This window comes from Streptosporangium lutulentum, from assembly GCF_030811455.1.
In the GTDB taxonomy this organism is placed as follows: Bacteria; Actinomycetota; Actinomycetes; order Streptosporangiales; family Streptosporangiaceae; genus Streptosporangium; species Streptosporangium lutulentum.
Window position 1 is genome coordinate 3,200,502 of the sequence record NZ_JAUSQU010000001.1, and the last position, 15,377, is coordinate 3,215,878.

The 15,377-nt window shown below is 70.1% G+C and carries 17 protein-coding genes; 9 read left to right on the plus strand and 8 right to left on the minus strand.

What is annotated here, in order from left to right:
• Positions 1 to 59 precede the first annotated feature (59 nt).
• On the minus strand, positions 60 to 1,496 hold the full coding sequence (locus J2853_RS14385) for an MFS transporter (RefSeq protein ID WP_307558102.1): 1,437 nt from the start codon (positions 1,494 to 1,496) through the stop codon (positions 60 to 62).
• 379 nt (positions 1,497 to 1,875) lie between these two features.
• Positions 1,876 to 2,661, minus strand: coding sequence for a sulfite exporter TauE/SafE family protein (locus tag J2853_RS14390; protein WP_307558104.1), 786 nt, complete (start codon positions 2,659 to 2,661; stop codon positions 1,876 to 1,878).
• Positions 2,662 to 2,891: 230 nt separating this feature from the next.
• Here J2853_RS14390 and J2853_RS14395 point away from each other — a divergent pair, with 230 nt between their 5' ends.
• Together J2853_RS14395 and J2853_RS14400 are read left to right on the plus strand one after the other, a co-directional pair.
• Positions 2,892 to 3,407 carry a hypothetical protein gene (locus J2853_RS14395; protein WP_307558105.1) on the plus strand — a complete coding sequence of 172 codons (516 nt, stop codon included), beginning with the start codon at positions 2,892 to 2,894 and terminating at the stop codon, positions 3,405 to 3,407.
• A 352-nt stretch (positions 3,408 to 3,759) separates the two neighbouring features.
• Entirely contained in the window at positions 3,760 to 4,194 is a 435-nt protein-coding gene (locus J2853_RS14400) for a GNAT family N-acetyltransferase (protein WP_307558108.1), read from the plus strand.
• 31 nt (positions 4,195 to 4,225) lie between these two features.
• Here the strand turns inward: J2853_RS14400 and J2853_RS14405 are convergent, their stop codons facing one another.
• On the minus strand, positions 4,226 to 4,504 hold the full coding sequence (locus J2853_RS14405) for a hypothetical protein (protein WP_307558110.1): 279 nt from the start codon (positions 4,502 to 4,504) through the stop codon (positions 4,226 to 4,228).
• Between the two features lie 196 nt (positions 4,505 to 4,700).
• Positions 4,701 to 5,911 (minus strand): IS3 family transposase gene (locus tag J2853_RS14410; protein ID WP_307568558.1). Its coding sequence is split into 2 segments (ribosomal slippage): positions 4,701 to 5,602 and positions 5,602 to 5,911, totalling 1,212 coding nucleotides; the frame shifts between segments, so codons are not numbered across the junction.
• A gap of 255 nt (positions 5,912 to 6,166) precedes the next feature.
• On the opposite strand from J2853_RS14410, the gene J2853_RS14415 reads away from it, so the two are divergent.
• Positions 6,167 to 6,985 (plus strand): helix-turn-helix transcriptional regulator, encoded by an 819-nt coding sequence (locus tag J2853_RS14415; RefSeq protein WP_307558112.1) that lies wholly within the window; start codon positions 6,167 to 6,169, stop codon positions 6,983 to 6,985.
• 26 nt (positions 6,986 to 7,011) lie between these two features.
• Positions 7,012 to 7,764: an SDR family oxidoreductase gene (locus J2853_RS14420; protein WP_307558113.1), complete on the plus strand. Its 753-nt coding sequence runs from the start codon at positions 7,012 to 7,014 to the stop codon at positions 7,762 to 7,764.
• A gap of 351 nt (positions 7,765 to 8,115) precedes the next feature.
• Here the strand turns inward: J2853_RS14420 and J2853_RS14425 are convergent, their stop codons facing one another.
• A complete protein-coding gene (locus tag J2853_RS14425; RefSeq protein ID WP_307558115.1) occupies positions 8,116 to 8,706 on the minus strand; it encodes a TetR/AcrR family transcriptional regulator in 591 nt (196 codons plus the stop codon).
• A 93-nt stretch (positions 8,707 to 8,799) separates the two neighbouring features.
• On the opposite strand from J2853_RS14425, the gene J2853_RS14430 reads away from it, so the two are divergent.
• Positions 8,800 to 10,032: a glycosyltransferase gene (locus J2853_RS14430; protein ID WP_307558117.1), complete on the plus strand. Its 1,233-nt coding sequence runs from the start codon at positions 8,800 to 8,802 to the stop codon at positions 10,030 to 10,032.
• Between the two features lie 178 nt (positions 10,033 to 10,210).
• On the opposite strand, the gene J2853_RS14435 is transcribed toward J2853_RS14430, so the two are convergent.
• Positions 10,211 to 10,627: an SDR family NAD(P)-dependent oxidoreductase gene (locus J2853_RS14435; protein ID WP_307558119.1), complete on the minus strand. Its 417-nt coding sequence runs from the start codon at positions 10,625 to 10,627 to the stop codon at positions 10,211 to 10,213.
• Positions 10,628 to 10,685: 58 nt separating this feature from the next.
• On the opposite strand from J2853_RS14435, the gene J2853_RS14440 reads away from it, so the two are divergent.
• Together J2853_RS14440 and J2853_RS14445 are read left to right on the plus strand one after the other, a co-directional pair.
• Complete coding sequence (locus J2853_RS14440) at positions 10,686 to 10,913, plus strand: hypothetical protein (RefSeq protein ID WP_307558121.1); 228 nt, start codon at positions 10,686 to 10,688, stop codon at positions 10,911 to 10,913.
• Positions 10,874 to 11,134 carry a winged helix DNA-binding protein gene (locus J2853_RS14445; RefSeq protein WP_307558123.1) on the plus strand — a complete coding sequence of 87 codons (261 nt, stop codon included), beginning with the start codon at positions 10,874 to 10,876 and terminating at the stop codon, positions 11,132 to 11,134. The genes J2853_RS14440 and J2853_RS14445 overlap by 40 nt, the downstream gene beginning before the upstream one ends.
• Before the next feature lie 52 nt (positions 11,135 to 11,186).
• On the opposite strand, the gene J2853_RS14450 is transcribed toward J2853_RS14445, so the two are convergent.
• Entirely contained in the window at positions 11,187 to 12,182 is a 996-nt protein-coding gene (locus J2853_RS14450; protein ID WP_370879261.1) for a helix-turn-helix transcriptional regulator, read from the minus strand.
• 193 nt (positions 12,183 to 12,375) lie between these two features.
• Here J2853_RS14450 and J2853_RS14455 point away from each other — a divergent pair, with 193 nt between their 5' ends.
• Together J2853_RS14455 and J2853_RS14460 are read left to right on the plus strand one after the other, a co-directional pair.
• Complete coding sequence (locus J2853_RS14455) at positions 12,376 to 13,134, plus strand: DeoR/GlpR family DNA-binding transcription regulator (RefSeq protein WP_307558127.1); 759 nt, start codon at positions 12,376 to 12,378, stop codon at positions 13,132 to 13,134.
• A 53-nt stretch (positions 13,135 to 13,187) separates the two neighbouring features.
• Positions 13,188 to 14,357, plus strand: coding sequence for an MFS transporter (locus J2853_RS14460; protein WP_307558129.1), 1,170 nt, complete (start codon positions 13,188 to 13,190; stop codon positions 14,355 to 14,357).
• Between the two features lie 199 nt (positions 14,358 to 14,556).
• Here J2853_RS14460 and J2853_RS14465 read toward each other — a convergent pair whose 3' ends face one another.
• Positions 14,557 to 15,366 (minus strand): TSUP family transporter, encoded by an 810-nt coding sequence (locus tag J2853_RS14465; RefSeq protein WP_307558131.1) that lies wholly within the window; start codon positions 15,364 to 15,366, stop codon positions 14,557 to 14,559.
• Positions 15,367 to 15,377: the final 11 nt, after the last annotated feature.

Sequence of the window (15,377 nt, forward strand, 5' to 3'; positions counted from 1 at the left end):
ACAAATAGGAGTGCCGTAAAAAACGTGTCACCAACCACAAACCAGAGAGAAGGGGCAGGTCAGAGGCTTGCATCGAGGAGCTGCGATCGCTGGTCGGCGGGCCTGGCGTCGCGCAGGCCGAAGGCGGAGACCGCCGCCCCCAGCAGCACCATGACCACCGGGACGACGAGCGCGGTGCGGTAGGCGTCCAGCACCGCGCCCGGTGAGCCATCGGCGCCGGCCACTGCGATCCCGTACACCGCGGTCGCCGCGGAGATCCCGACCGCCGAGCCGAACTGGGTGAAGGTGTACAGCAGGCCGCCGGCCAGGCCCTGCTCCTCCTCCGCCACGCTGTCGGTTGCCGCGATCGTGAGCGGACCGTAGGCGAGGGCGAAGGCGGTGCCCGAGATGATCAGGGTCGGGAACATCGCCGCGTACGACCAGTCCATCTCCACCAGCAGGAAGAGCCCGTACGCCACAATCGCCAGCAGGAAGCCGCCGAAGATCACCCGGGCGTGGCCGTACCGGTTCACCAGGCGGGGGGTGAGGATGGGAGCCAGCACGGCGTCGCAACCCATCGCGATCAGCGCGATCGCCGTCTGCAGGGAGGACCAGCCGCGCAACTCCTGCAGGTAGAGCGTGACGATGAACTGAAAGCCGAAGAACGCACCCAGAAAGAGCAGCGCGGCGAGGTTGGCCCGGACCATCGCGGCCTTGCGGAAGATCCCCAGCCGGACGAGCGGCGCTTTGGCACGCCGTTCGATCACGATGAACGCCGCCACCAACGCCAGCCCGGCGGCGAACGCGCCGATGGTCAGCCCGAGCCCTTCGCCGCCGTGCTCGAGCCGGACGATGCCGTAGGCGAGCAGCAGCATCGCGGCGGCGGCGCTGGCCGCGCCGGCCAGGTCGTAGCCGCGATGCACGGGCTCGGGGCGGGCCTCGGCGGGCAGCAGCCTGAGCGCCGCCAGCAGGAGAGCGCCGGCCAAGAACACCGGGGCGAAGAACACCCAGCGCCAGCCGAGTTCGGTCAGCAGCCCGCCGATGACGAGGCCCAGCGAGAAGCCGCCGGCGCCGACGCCGGCGAAGACCAGCAGGGCCTTGTCGCGCTGCGGCCCCTGCGGATACGAGGTCGTGATGATCGACAGGGCGGCGGGGGTCATGAAGGCCGCCGCCACACCGGTGACGAACCGGGCCAGGACCAGCATCCAGCCGTCGGTCGCGAAGCCGCCCAGCATGGAGAAGACCAGGAAGACGCCCAGCCAGGTGAGGAACATCCGCCGCCTGCCCAGCAGGTCGGCGGCGCGGCCGCCAAGCAGGGTGAAACCGGCGTAGCCCAGCACGTAGCCACTCATCACCCACGCAGCGGTGCCGGTGGTCAGGCCGAGGTCGGCGCGGATGGTGGGAACGGCAACGGCCAGCATGGCGACGTCGCTGCCCTCGAGGAAGATCGTGCCGCACAGGATGAGCAGCAGAGCCCAGGCTCGCCCGCTCATGCGGGCCGCGGGAACGGGGGACACGGATGCGCTCCTCACCCGTTGAGTCGCTTGGTCACATCCGGTTCATCAGCGACGGACGCTGTCCGTCGCGCAAGCCGCACGAGCCCAGCCACGTCGCCCGTGCCCGCACGTCGAACCATCCATCCCGGAGCCCCCATGATCGCCATGGCCGCGACCGTACCAAGCACCCAGCGACCTAGGCCACGCCTTTTATCCGTACCCGGCGTCTGGGGGCGGAACGTGCTTGCGCCCGGACGCCCCACGACTTGCGCCCTGGTTCCCTCTCCAGCGGTCGGCCGCAACCAAGCGCAGCGGAACGAAAACGTATGCTGAGCCCGTTCTTGTGGGTCAACCGCGACGGCTGAACGCGGGAGCCGGCTCCCGTTGCCCCGCACGGCCATCAGTTGAGCGCTTGGACGACGTAGAGGCCGGCCAGGGCGATGGCCAACACTCCCAGTAGCAGCCGCAGTCCGGTCTCTGGCAGGCGTGGCTGGAGGTGGGCGCCCAGATAGCCGCCGATCAGCCCGCCCAGTCCGCACACCAGGCCCAGCGCCCAGTCCGGCGCGATGTCGCCGGGAGTGGCCAGCGCCAGGACGGCGTAGGTGAGCGCTCCCGCGATCGAGGTGAGGAACGTCGAGGCCAGCGCGGCGGGTGCGACCTTGGCGACCGGCAGGCCACGCCCGACCAGGATCGGTCCGAGCAGTGACCCGCCGCCGATGCCGTACATGCCGCCGACCATCCCCACGACCACCGCGAGCGCGAAGACAGCACGCGCGGAGGGATCATCGGGCGCGCTGTGGCGGCCAGGTGAGCGCACCGTGCGCACGCACAACCACAGGCCCAACGGGAACAGCAAACAGGCCACCAGGAGACGGAACACCTGGGCGCCGGGCAGCAGGAAGACCCGCACGATCGCACCGATGACGACGCCGGGCAAGGTGCCGAGCACCAGCAGGCGCGTCAGCGACCCGCCCAGATGGCCGCGCTTGCGGTACCGCAGCAACGCGCCAGGGGTGGCCACGACGTTGAACAGCAGGTTGGTGGGCGTCACCGCCGGACTGGGCACCTGCAACACGCTGAGCTGGACCGGCAGCAGGAACACCGCGCCCGACACCCCGACCGGAGTGGTGACCACCGAGATGAGCAGGCCCGCGGCGAACCCAAGCAGCCCCTGCCACCAACTCATCGGCTCACCGTCCGGGCTTCCACATCGCAGAGTCTGTCAGAGCACGCTGTCCACCCCCGCGCCCGACGACGGGCGCGGGGTGCTGGTCCGGCTCACCCCGCACGGGGTGAAGGCTGCCTCCCGGCTGGCCGAGGCCAGAGCCGAGCGATTCTCCGCCGTCCTGGACCGAGTCCCCTAAGGCGAACGCGCCGACGTGCTGCGCGCCCTGACCATCCTCACGGAGGCCATAGATGAAACCTAAGAATCGGCGCGCCCAGGCGCTCATCGCGGCGCTCGCGCTCATCGTCGTCGCCGCGACCGTGTACGTGCTCATCAGTCGCAACGAACAACAGGCGCTGGCCGCCCGGCAGGCCGAGATCGCAGCCAGGAGCCGGACGGTGATGCCGTTCGACCTGGAGCGCACCACGCACCGCTTCGCCAAGTCGGCCACCGGCGGCGTGCAGACGGTCACCTCCGAGGATCCGGCCGACATCGAGCAGGTCGCTCTGATTCGCGAGCACCTGACCGAGGAGGCGGCGGGGTTCGGCAAGGGCGACTACGGTGACCCCGCCTCCATCCACGGCACCGACATGCCGGGCCTGCGCGAGCTGGAACAAGGCCACGGCCGCGTCGACATCCGCTACACCGAACTGCCCGCAGGCGCCCGGATCACTTACACCACCTCCGACGCGCCCCTGGTCACAGCGTTGCACGCGTGGTTCGACGCCCAGGTCACCGACCACGGCCAGCACGCCGAACACGGCTGACCCACCCCCTCCGAACGCTTCGTTTTCCACCGGACCCGCATATTCCCTTTATACCCATCCGGGGTAGGGTTTCTTTCGCTGACGCAAATACCTAACCCCGGTATTGTTCCAGTCCGAGCGTCTGGACTTTGTCCAGGTAGCAGGCCATCCCCTCCCGGGCATCCGCCCGGGACCTCTCATCGCCGCCGGCGCAGCCATCCTGGCGCTGCGTCAGCTGGGCCACGTCCCGCCCACCGGCGGCACCCCTGGCCACTGACCGGCCCGATACCACCGGGCCTGCCCGCTCCTGCGGGCGGCCGCCGGCCTGACAGCACCCCCACCACTTCCTGAACCCGTACGTGGAAGGACCACCGTGATCACCATCCGTCGCGCCGCCCCCGATGACGCCGCCACCGTGCACGACCTCATCCATGGCCTGGCCGGACATCAAGACCAAGCCTGGGGCGTCACCGTGAGCGTCGACGACCTCAAGCGGCTGCTCACCCGCCCGGAGGTCGGCTATCTGATTGCCGAACGGGACGGCCACCCCATCGGCTACGTCTCCTGGCTGCAGCGCGTCAGCTTCTGGTCCGGCCAGGACTACCTTCACCTGGACGACCTGTACGTGACCGGTACCGAACGCGGCAACGGCGTGGGTGAGCAGCTCATGCGGGCCATCGCCGAGGCCGCCGACGGCAAGGTGATCCGCTGGGAGGTGGCCGAGGCCAACGCAGGCGCGCACCGCTTCTACGAGCGCCTCGGCGCCACCCTCGTCGCCAAGAAGATCGGCCGCTGGCAGCCGAAGTAGCCCCGTGCTCCCGACGCCCGGCGGTGTCGGATCAGATCCTGTAGCGCACGACATTCGCATCGAAGTGGAGCGAGACCATGGCTGACCCCGCCCCGCCCGTGCGGCGGTCACTGAGCGGATGCCCGCCTACCGCGAGCACGCCATCGCGATCGCGGCGGCCGTCAACGCCGACGGCGCCGCCCGCGTCCATCCCGATCCGCCACAGACGCCGATCTTCCACATCCACCTGCCGGCACTCCGGCGGGCCGTCGAACAGGCCGGCGCGGCCATGTTCGCCGAACACGACATCCAGCTGTACGGCCGGGAGCATGCGATGTCGCCGATTCGCATCAACTGCGATACGCGGCGGCTCCGGAATACGGCAGATTCGGGCCGTCGAGCCTCTGACATGCGACGTTGCAAGTCCAGCCGTCCGGCGTCCGGAAACGTCTACTTCGGACGCCTTGGCGACCGGGCGCGACGCCGCCCAGAAACGGGCCTTGGCCCCAAAATGTGGACACCAGCTGTCATGCGGCGAGCAGGACCCTATCGGACCGCTGCTCGTAGGTGATCGGGCTGAGGTAGTTCAGGCTGGAGTGCCTCCTTCGGGTGTTGTAGCGAGTGATCCACTTGAAGACCTCCAGGCGAGCCTGGCGGGCCGAGGACCAGCGTTTGGCGCCCTGCAGCGTCTCGCGTTTGAGAGTGGCGTTGAACGCCTCGGCGGCAGCGTTGTCCGCGCTTGTCCCGACGGCGCCCATCGACTGGCGAACACCGAACTCCTTGCACACGGCGGCGAAGTCGGCGGAGGTGTATTGCGCCCCGTGATCGGAGTGAAAGACCGCCCCGGCCAGGTCACCACCCCGCGTGGCGGCGGCTGCCCGCAGCGCGTCGGTCACCAGCTCGGTGCGCATGTGATCGGCGATCGACCAACCAGCCAGGCGACGTGAATGCAGGTCCAGCACCGTCGCGAGATACAAGAACTGTCCCTCACCGACGGGCAGATAGGTGATGTCGCCCACGTACCGCTGGTTCGGCGCGGCCGCGGTGAAGTCCCGCTTGATCAGGTCGGGCATCTTCTGATGGGAGGGCTCGGGCACCGTGGTGCGGACCCTCTTACGCAGATGCAGCCCGACGATGCCGAAGACCCGCATGATCCGCGCCACCCGCTTGTGATTGACCCGCCGGCCCGCATCGCGCAGCTCGGCAGTCACCCGCGGGCTGCCGTAGGTGCCATCGAAGTCGGCGTGGATCTGCCTGATCTCCGCCGCGAGCGCAGCGTCGGCCGCCGTCCGCACCGCCCTCGCCGGTGTGGCGGCCACCCACCGATAGAACCCCGACCGGGAGACCTCCAGCACTCGGCACAGTCGCTTCACCCCGAAGGCGTCACGGTGATCGGCAACGAACTGGAAGCGACTCACCAGTTCGTCTCCCCGGCGAAATACTTGGCCGCCCGCCGCAAAATCTCGCGCTCCAGCTCCAGTTCCCGGATCCGGGCCCGCAACTGCTTGTTCTCCTCTTCCAGCACGTTGCCGGAGGTTACCAATCCCGTCGGCGGCCTCTTCACCGAGCCCGTCTTCGGAGCAGTGCCGGCAGACCGCGCCTGGTGCACCCACAGGCGCAACGTCTCACGGTTGACGCCCAGGTCCTTGGCCACCGACGCGTACGTCCGCGACGGGTCCGACAGATACAACGCGACGGCGTCTGTCTTGAACTCAACTGAGTAGGCCTTCATGGCCACGAGGAACTCCTTGGTCTCCAGATCTCTATGATCTGGCACTCAAGATGTCCACACCTCGGGGTGAAGGCCCAACCTCTGTCCAGAAAACGCTGCGGCACAGCGCGCTCGCACACGAGGCGGCCCGGTCGGCAACACCTCCGGGCAGCGACACGTGTGAGCGCGCCGTACGGGCGAGGTCTGTTAATCACGACATAGCATGACCTGATGGGTATTTCCCGGCTCTCCACAAATGCGCGGCAGCGGCGCAGCTCCGAGATGCGCGCATTCCTCCGGTCGCGGCGCGCCCGGGTGACGCCCGCTGACGTGGGCATGCCGGCAGGCGAGGGCCGCCGTACGCCCGGGCTGCGGCGAGAGGAGGTGGCGGTGCTCGCCGGCGTAGGGGTGTCCTGGTACACCTGGCTCGAGCAGGGACGCGACATCAACGTCTCCGCCGACGTCCTGGACGCCATCGCCAGGGTGCTGCGCCTGGAGCCCGCCGAGCGCGAGCACCTGTACCTCCTCGCCGGCCTCAATCCGCCGCAGGCGGCGCCTTCCGAAGGCCGGGTCCCCGATGCCGTGCGGCGACTCCTGGAGGGCTGGCTGCCGCGGCCCGCGTACGTCATCGACCGGCACTGGAACGTCCTCGCGGTCAACCGCGCGGCGGAGATCGTGTTCCAGTGCAACGAGTACGACCACAACTGCCTGGTCAGCTTCTTCACCAACGCCCGCTACCGTGCGGCAGCCGTGGACTGGCACGACGCGGCGCGAGCGATGATCGGCCTGTTCCGGGCGGACACCGCCCGCTACCCGGACGATCCCGAATTCGGCCGCCTGGCCGCGGACATGTGCGCCGCGAGCCCCGCCTTCGCCGAGATCTGGGCGGAACTCCCCGTGGGCGGCCCCACCCACGGCACCAAGGCCCTGGAGATTCCCGGCCTGGGGACGCTGACCTTCGAGGCCACCATCCTGCCGCTGCCCGAACTGCCTGGCCACCGCCTGTCGCTGCACACCCCCGCCCCCGGGACGGGAACGGAGGCCCTGCTGGAGCGCTTGGTGGTGGTGTCAGACCCAGGTTCAGCCAACACTGCCGCGTAAGCTCGCACCGCTCGAGAATCGTCGGCATGAAGCGATTCACGAACAAAACAGTTTTGATCACCGGCGGCACCAGCGGCATCGGCTTCGCGACCGCACGCAGACTCCTCGATGAGGGTGCGTACGTCATCATCACCGGCCGCGACCAGGCCCGCCTCGACACCGCGGCAGAACGCCTGGGCTCCGAACGGGTCCTGCCCGTCCGCGCGGACGTCAGCGTCGACGCCGACCTCGACCTCCTCATGCGACGCGGCGAGACCTGGCGCGGCACCCTCGACGCGGTCTTCGCCAATGCCGGAATTGCGGACTTCAGGCCAGAGTTCACCCCGAAGGACTTCGACCACACCGTCGGAATCAACTTCAAGGGAGTGTTCTTCACGATCCAAAAGGCGCTGCCGCTGATGGGCGACGGAGGCGCCGTCGTCATCAATGCCTCCTGGACCCTGCACCGCGGCCTCCCGGCGGCCTCGATCTACGCCGCCAGCAAGGCCGCCGTGCACAATCTCGCCCGCACGCTCGGCACCGACCTCGCGTCGCGTGGCATCCGCGTCAACTCCGTCAGCCCCGGCTACATCGAGACCGAGATGTACCGGTCCGCCATCGACCCCAACGCGGAGACCCGCATCACAGCGGAGGTGCCGCTCGGCTCACTCGGCCACCCGGACGATGTCGCCGCCGCCGTCGCCTTCCTGGCCTCGGACGACGCGTCGTACATCACCGGTCAGGACCTCATCATCGACGGCGGCCTCGTGGGAGCGGCGCCCCTCGGGCTGCGCCTTTGACAGCCGTACAACAGCCGTGGCAGGCCCACCGCCACGCCGCCGTACGCGGCGAGGCATACACCGGCGCGACGTCCTCACCCGGTTCCAGGCAGCGCCGTACGTGCTCCACCACGGGCGGCATCTCGCGGGCCTTGGCGAAGCGGCCCAGCCGCTGAAAGCACTTGAGTGCGAGCGTCAGCAGGTGCTCATCGGTGTCGGCCTGTCACCGCGGCTCAGAGCTATATGTGTTGGATTCTTCGGCAGGACTGCCATGACCCTGTTTTTGGTGGAGGTCTTCAGTCCACTGTAAGTGATCTTGAACTTCCGAAGGATGGCCTTTACGTTGTAGATTAATAAGGCCGAAGCCGGCCGTCACTCCGCGCGAAGCCGCGCCAAGTGGTAGTCGAGCAACGCAGCGACCTCCTCGGGCGTGTAGTGCCCGACCAGGGTGGCGTTCACGATGCCCTGCGAGAAGGCGTACAGGATGCTCGCCTCCTTGTCCGCGTCCAGGTGGGCGGCGAGCTGCCCGGCGGCCTGGGCGGCCCTGATCTGCTCGGCGAAGAAGGAGAGCAGGAGCGGCAGCCCGAGCCGCATCGCCGCCGCCTGGTCGTCGTCCACCACCGAGCTCGCGTGGAACGCCAGCCCGATGCGGTTCAGGTAGCTGCGCTCGTCGTCCAGCGGCAACAACTCCAGCACGAGGTCCCGCAGCAGGTCGAACGGCGTGGACCGGCGCGCGGCCACGACCGCCACCCGGTTGCCGATCCAGATTCCGATGTGCTCCAGCGCCAGCAGCAGCATGTGATTCTTCGTCGTGACGTAGTACTGCACCGCGCCCATGGACATTCCGGCCTCGGCGGCGACCTCTCTGAGGCTGACGCTCTCCATGCCCTTGCCGTGGATGACGCGGTGCACGGCCTCGGCGATGTGCCGCCGCCGGTCGTCATGGTCGACGATCTTCGGCATGGCTCACCACTTTCTCATGCGAGTGCATGGTAAAAGCTTACCGCCCCGTTTATCATGCGACTGCATGATAAAACGACACGGGTGGTGACGCGGATGCGAGTTCTGATCATCGGAGTCGGTACGCGAGGGGACGTGGCACCGTACGCGGGGTTGGGGGTGCGCTTACGCGAGGCCGGGCACGAGGTGGCCATCGCCGCGCACGAGCCGTACGCGGAACCGGTGACCGACGCGGGCCTGGAGCATCTGCCACTTCCCGGAGATCCGCTCTCCGCGCTGACCGGCCGCATCTCCATCAGCGCGTTCAAGGAGTACAGCGAGCAGCTCATGGACGGCCTGGCCCAGATCGCCGAGCGGCAGGAGGCGGACCTGCTCCTGCTGGGCGTGGCGGGCGCGCAGGGCTCTCATGTCGCCGAGGCGATGGGCGTGCCGAGCATGGGGGTGCACCTGCAGCCGATAGACCCCACGGGTGACTTCCCGCCGGTCATGAGCCTGTTCCGGGGGTCGCTCGGGCGCTGGGGGAACCGCAGGGCGGCCCGGCTCGCGTTCGAGGTGCCCGCCGCCGGCCCGCTGCTCGCCGGGATGAGCACGAAGATGCGGGCCCGGCTCGGGCTGCCCCCGATGACCCCGCGCGACCTCTACCGGCGCCGGGAGAGCACACGCTGGCCGGTCTTCCACGGGATCAGCCCGCTGGTGCTGCCGCGCCCGGCCGACTGGCGGCCGGGGCTGGAGGTCACGGGTTACTGGTGGCCGCTCCAGCCGCGGGACTGGCGGCCGGATCCGGTGCTGCGCGACTTCCTGGCGTCGGGGCCCGCACCGGTCTTCGTCGGCTTCGGCAGCCTGGCGGGCGCGCGGGCCGAGCAGTACACGGATCTGGCCGTGCGGGCGCTGCGGCTAGCCGGGTTGCGCGGCGTGTTGCAGACCGGCCTGCGTGGACGCCTCTCCGACGATGTGCTGGCGGTCGGCGACGTGCCGCACGACTGGCTGTTCCCCCACATGGCCGCCGTCGCCCACCACTGCGGCGGCGGCACCACCGGGAGCGGGGTGCGGGCGGGAGTGCCCGCCGTGGCCGTGCCGGTCATGAACGACCAGCCGTTCTGGGCGTCCAGGCTGACGGCACTCGGCGTGGCCCCGGCCGCGATCCCGTTCCGCCGCCTGACCCCCGCACGCCTGGCCGCCGCCCTCACCACCGCGGTCACCGACCCGGTCTACCGGCAGCGAGCCCAGGCCCTGTCGGTCGGGGTATCGGCGGAGGACGGCGCTGCACCCGTCGTCGAGGCGGTGAACCGGCTCCGGGTCGCCCGCGGGCCCGGCCGCCGAACAGCGTGACAGCCGCCGAACATCCGACACGACTCCGGCGGACAGGCGTTCGGCGCAGCGAACCCCTTGTTCCGGGGACCGGGGTTCCCCAGAGATCAGGTGGCGTCCACCGAACCGGACCTCCTCCACCCGGCCGACGGGCAGCGCCTCCCCATCACCGGCTTCGGCCTGGCGACCTCCCCCGCGATCACCCGGCAGGATCGAGCCCGACGGGCGCCTGAGGCGGTCTGACCGCGGCGACGCTGCCGTACGACCGGCCCTTGAGGACCGGCACGGCGAACCGGGTGGACATCTCATCGAAGTCGGAGTGGTCCGAGGCGATGCCCACGCGCCGCTGGATCCCGGCGTTGTTGATCAGTACGTCCAGCTCCGGCATGACCTGCCGGACGTGGTCGGCGAGACGCCGGCGGTCCTGCGGGACGCCGACGTCGTTGGTGAAAGTCTCGATGCCGGGCACGTGGTCGGCCACCGAGGCGAGCCGGTCGGCGCTTCGTCCCGTGATCATGACGCGGTGTCCGGCCGCGTGGTAACGGCGGGCCAGGCCGAGGCCGATTCCCGAGCCGCCGCCGGTGATCAGTACTGAGGACTTCCCCGGTGTTGTCATGTAAACAAGGCTTCCACTCGTCTGTTTACATGACAACTCGGCACGTAATCTGGGACGCATGACACATCCGCTCGACCCGGCCGAGACAGCGCGCTGGACCGCGTGGAAACGCGCCCACGACACCGTACTGGAGGCCATCGGGGAGGAAATCCGCCACGTCGCGGGCATCTCGGTGGCCGACTTCGCCGTTCTCTCCCGCGTCATCGAGAACGGCGGCGGGCGCATGCCCAGCAGGAACTGGGCGCCATGCTCGACTGGAAGCGCGCCCGCCTCTCCCGCCAGCTGACCCGCATGGCCGAACGGGGCCTGCTGCGACGCGAACCGGGCAGCGGCCGGCAGCAGATCGTCGCCGTCACGCCCCAGGGCTCCTCCGCCCTGGTCGCCGCGCGTCCGGCCCACGCCCGGGCGGTCCGCCGCACACTGCTGGAGCCCAGCGCCTCATTCGGCGGCGGCTTCTGGGAAACCGTCCACGACATCACCGCCGGCACCCAGGGGCCCGCACATTGACGATCACAACGATCGCGCCCCTTTACAAAGTAGATCGAATAAGGGCGGGCGGTCATTCCCCGCGCGTGCCGTACAGCTCGGAGAGCCTGGCGACGGCGGCGGCCATCTGGGCGCGCAGCTCGGGCGGCCCGAGGACCTCGACGTCGCCGCCCAGGCGTAGCAGCTGCCAGCAGGCGTGCTTGACGGACTCGGTCGGCAGGCGCAGGACGACCCAGCCGTGCTCGTCGGGCGGACCGGCCGCGGCGAGCGCGGGGTCGGCGGTCTCCGCGCCGAGGGTGTAGCGCAGCATCGGCTCGACGCCGGGCGCCATCCGGACCAGGGCCTCACCGGTGTACATCCGCGCCCGGAACTCCTCGGTGTAGCGCTGCCAGTACGCCGTCAGGTCGAAGTCGCCGGGGCGCTCGAAGCGCCCGCCCAGGAGCTCGGCGGAGAGGATCCGCTCCACCTTGTAGGTGCGCGGCGCTCCCCCGTCGGCGGCGGCCACCATGTACCACGACCCTCCCTTCAGGACCAGGCCGTAGGGGTGGGCCAGGCGCTCGACGTCGCGCGGCCCCCAGCGACGGTAGACCATGCGCAGCGGCCGCTGGTCCCACACCGCCTCGGCGACCTCGCCGAGGAAGGACGGCGCCTTGTCGGCACCGCGATACCAGCCGGGAATGTCCAGGTGGAAGCGCTCGCGCATCCGGGAGGCGTGGAAACGCGGCTCGGGCGGCAGCGCGGCGAGCATTTTCAGCTCGGCGTTGGCGGCCACCTCCCCCAGCCCGAGCTCGGCGGCGGGACCGGGCAGCCCGGCGAGGAAGAGCGAGGAGGCCTCCTCGGTGGTCAGGCCGTTGAGCCGGGTGCGGTAGCCGTCCAGCAACCGGTACCCGCCGGCGGGCCCGCGGTCGGCGTACACCGGGACCCCTGCCGACGACAGCGCCTCCACATCCCGGTAGATCGTCCGGATCGAGACCTCCAGCTCCCCCGCCAGCTCGGGGGCCGTCATCCGCCCCCGGGTCTGCAGGAGCAACAACAGGGACAACAGACGGCTGGCACGCACGACACCCATTGTCGACCCTCCACACGGGTCGGTGCCACGGGCCCGAACAGCCCCGGACGACGCGCCGGGACCATCGGGCGGCGGGTGAGGCCGCCCTCGTTGTCACCGAGAGCCCATCCGCCGGGACCCGTCGCACCGGCCCGAACGGAGGACCCTGCCCCGCGATTTGCTAATCTCACATCATCGATGTTCAAATAAACACATGGAGAGTTCAGATCGGATCAGGGCGATCATGTCCGCACTACGCGTCAGCGACGCCGTCTCGGTGGCGGAACTGGCGGTCGAGCACGCCGTGTCGGAGATGACCATCCGCCGCGACCTGGACGAGCTCGCCCAGCAGGGCGTGGTCAGACGGATCCGCGGCGGCGCGGTGAGCCTGCTGCTGCGCGGGGAGGAGCCACCCTTCGGGGTGCGCGAGCGCGAGGCGGTGGAGGTCAAGCAGCGGATCGCCGTCGAGGTCGCGGCGCTGCTCGCCGACGGCGAGGCCGTGCTGCTGGACGGCGGCACCACCACCCTGGAGATCGCCCGCGCGCTCCGAGACCGCCGCATGACGGTCCTGCCGCTCTCCCTGCAGTCGGCCGGCGAGCTCAGTACGGCTCCGCGAATCCGCCTGGTGCTTCCCGGGGGCGAGGTCCGTCCCGGCGAGCTGAACTTCACCGGCCCGCTGACCGAGAGCTCCATCCGCTCCCTGCGTTTCGACACCGCGATCATCGGCTGCTGCGGGCTGTCCGCCGAGCACGGCCTCACCGCCCACGACCTGTCCGACGTCGCCGTCAAGCAGGCCGCCATCGCCTCGGCCCGGCGCGTCATCGTCGCGACCGACTCCGGCAAGTTCACCCGCACCGCCTTCGGCGCCGTCTGCCCCCTGGCCCATCTCGACATGCTCGTCACCGACACCGCGCTCCCCGGCTCCGAGCACGACGCCCTCACCGCCGCGGGCGTCGCCGTCCGCACCGTCTGACCGGGTCTCCCCGTGATGCCGCCTCGTCACCACCGCCTGACTGGAGCCCCTCCATGACGCACGTCCTCCCCCTCGACCGGGCCACGCTCGTCCGCGGCCGGATCGCGCTCTACCTGCTCTTCCTGCTCTCCGGCATGGCCATCGGCACCTGGACGGCACGAATTCCAGCGATCAAGCAAGAGCTGGGACTGAGCGACGGCCAGCTCAGCATCGGACTGCTCGGCATCGCCGCCGGGGCGCTCGCCGGCATGCAGGTGGTCGGCCGCCTGGTCGACCGCTACGGCAGCGTCAAGGTGATGGTGCCGATGGCGTTCGCGCAGAGCGTCGTTCTGATCCTGCCCGCCTACATGCCGAACCTGGTCGCCCTGGCCCTCGCGCTGTTCGCCTTCGGCGCCGTGCACGGCACGCTGGACGTGTCGATGAACGCCAACGCCGTCGAGGTCGAGCAGGCCACGGGCCGGCCGATCATGTCGTCGTTCCACGCGGTGTTCAGCATCGGCGGGTTCCTCGGCGCGACCTCCGGCGGGCTGCTGGCCCACGCCGCGTTCAGCCCCGGCACCACGTTCGTCGCGGTCGCCGTCGTGATCGTCGCGCTCGCGTTCTGGGCGGCCCGCTGGGCGCTCTCCCTGACCGCCGAGCCCGCTCCGGCCGGTGCCGGCCCGGCGGGCAAGAACCACGGCGTGCTCCTCCTGGGCGTCCTCGCGTTCTGTTGCATGATCGGCGAAGGCGCGGCGGCCGACTGGAGCTCGGTCTACCTGCTTGAGGACCTCGGCAGCTCCGCCGGATTCGCCGCGGCCGCCTACGCCGCCTTCTCCATCATGATGACCGCGGGCCGGCTCGCCGGAGATCGGCTGGCCGTCTGGCTGGGCCCGGTGACACTCGTACGCGGCTGCGGGGTGCTGGCCGCCTCGGGCCTCGGCCTGGCTCTGCTGATCGGTCATCCGATCGCCGGAGTGATCGGCTTCGGCTGCTTCGGCGCGGGACTGTCCTGCATCGTCCCGCAGGTCTTCTCCGCGGCCGGACGGCGCGACCCGGTCCGCGCCGGACAGGCACTGGCCCGCGTGGCGAGCCTGGGATACGTGGGCTTCCTCAGCGGCCCCGTGCTGATCGGCGGCGCCGCCGAACTCCTGGGCCTCCCCCGCGCGCTGGCGATCCCCGCCCTGTTGGCCCTGTTCGTGGCGTTGGCGGCGTTCGCGCTCAGGACCAGGCCCTTCACAAAGTAAACAGACGACGGGCCATATCGGGGGTGCGACCACCCGGCCGGTCCGCGGGCGGCCTCGGGGGCTCCTCGTATGACAGTCTCCGCCCGGCCGGAAAGAACGTGGCCGGGCCCTTCATCCGGAGGTCGTGGAGAAGCGGCTCAAGGTCTCCGTCGCCGACCACGCCCCCGTGGTGAACGGGAACCGACCGGCACGGGCCCGGCTATCCGGAGAACTGCTCGTAGCCGAGCTTGGCCACCAGCGCGACCACCACGCAGAGCAGGACGACCCGCACGAACCCGGCGCCCCGGCGCAGGGCCATCCGGGCACCGAGCTGAGCCCCGGCGACGTTGCACACGGCCATGGCCAGGCCGAGCAGCCACAGCACGTGGCCCTGGGAGGCGAAGACCAGCAGGGCGCCCAGGTTCGTGCACGAGTTGATGATCTTGGAGTGGGCCGAACCGCCCACGAAGTCCATGCCGAGGATCGTCGTGAAGGCGATGACCAGGAAGGTGCCCGTGCCGGGGCCCAGGATGCCGTCGTAGAAGGCGATCCCCACGCCGGTGACGGCGATCACGGCCAGGGCGCGGGCACGGGTGCGCAGTTGAAGCCGGAGGTGGGTGCCGAAAGCCGGGCGCAAGGTGACGAACAGCGCCACGCCGATCAGGACGGCCATCACCAGCGGGGCCAGCGCGTCCGGGGAGATGACCGTCGCCGACACGGCGCCGAGCCCGGCGAACGCCACCGCGCTCAGCCCGGCGGGCACCGCGACCCGTCTGTCGATCTTCGTGGTCCTGGCGAAGGTGACGGCGGCCGACGCCGTGCCGAAGATGGAGGCGAACTTGTTGGTGGCCAGCGCGTGGACCGGCGAGACCCCCGCCAGCAGGAGCGCGGGAAGTTGCAGCAGCCCTCCCCCGCCGACCACCGCGTCGACCCATCCCGCTCCGGTCGCGGCAACCAGCAACAGGACAATATCCGCTACACCCACCAAAACCCCCGAGTCATGAAATCGCCCGGCAGAGCGTATCGGCATGCCCCTCGGCG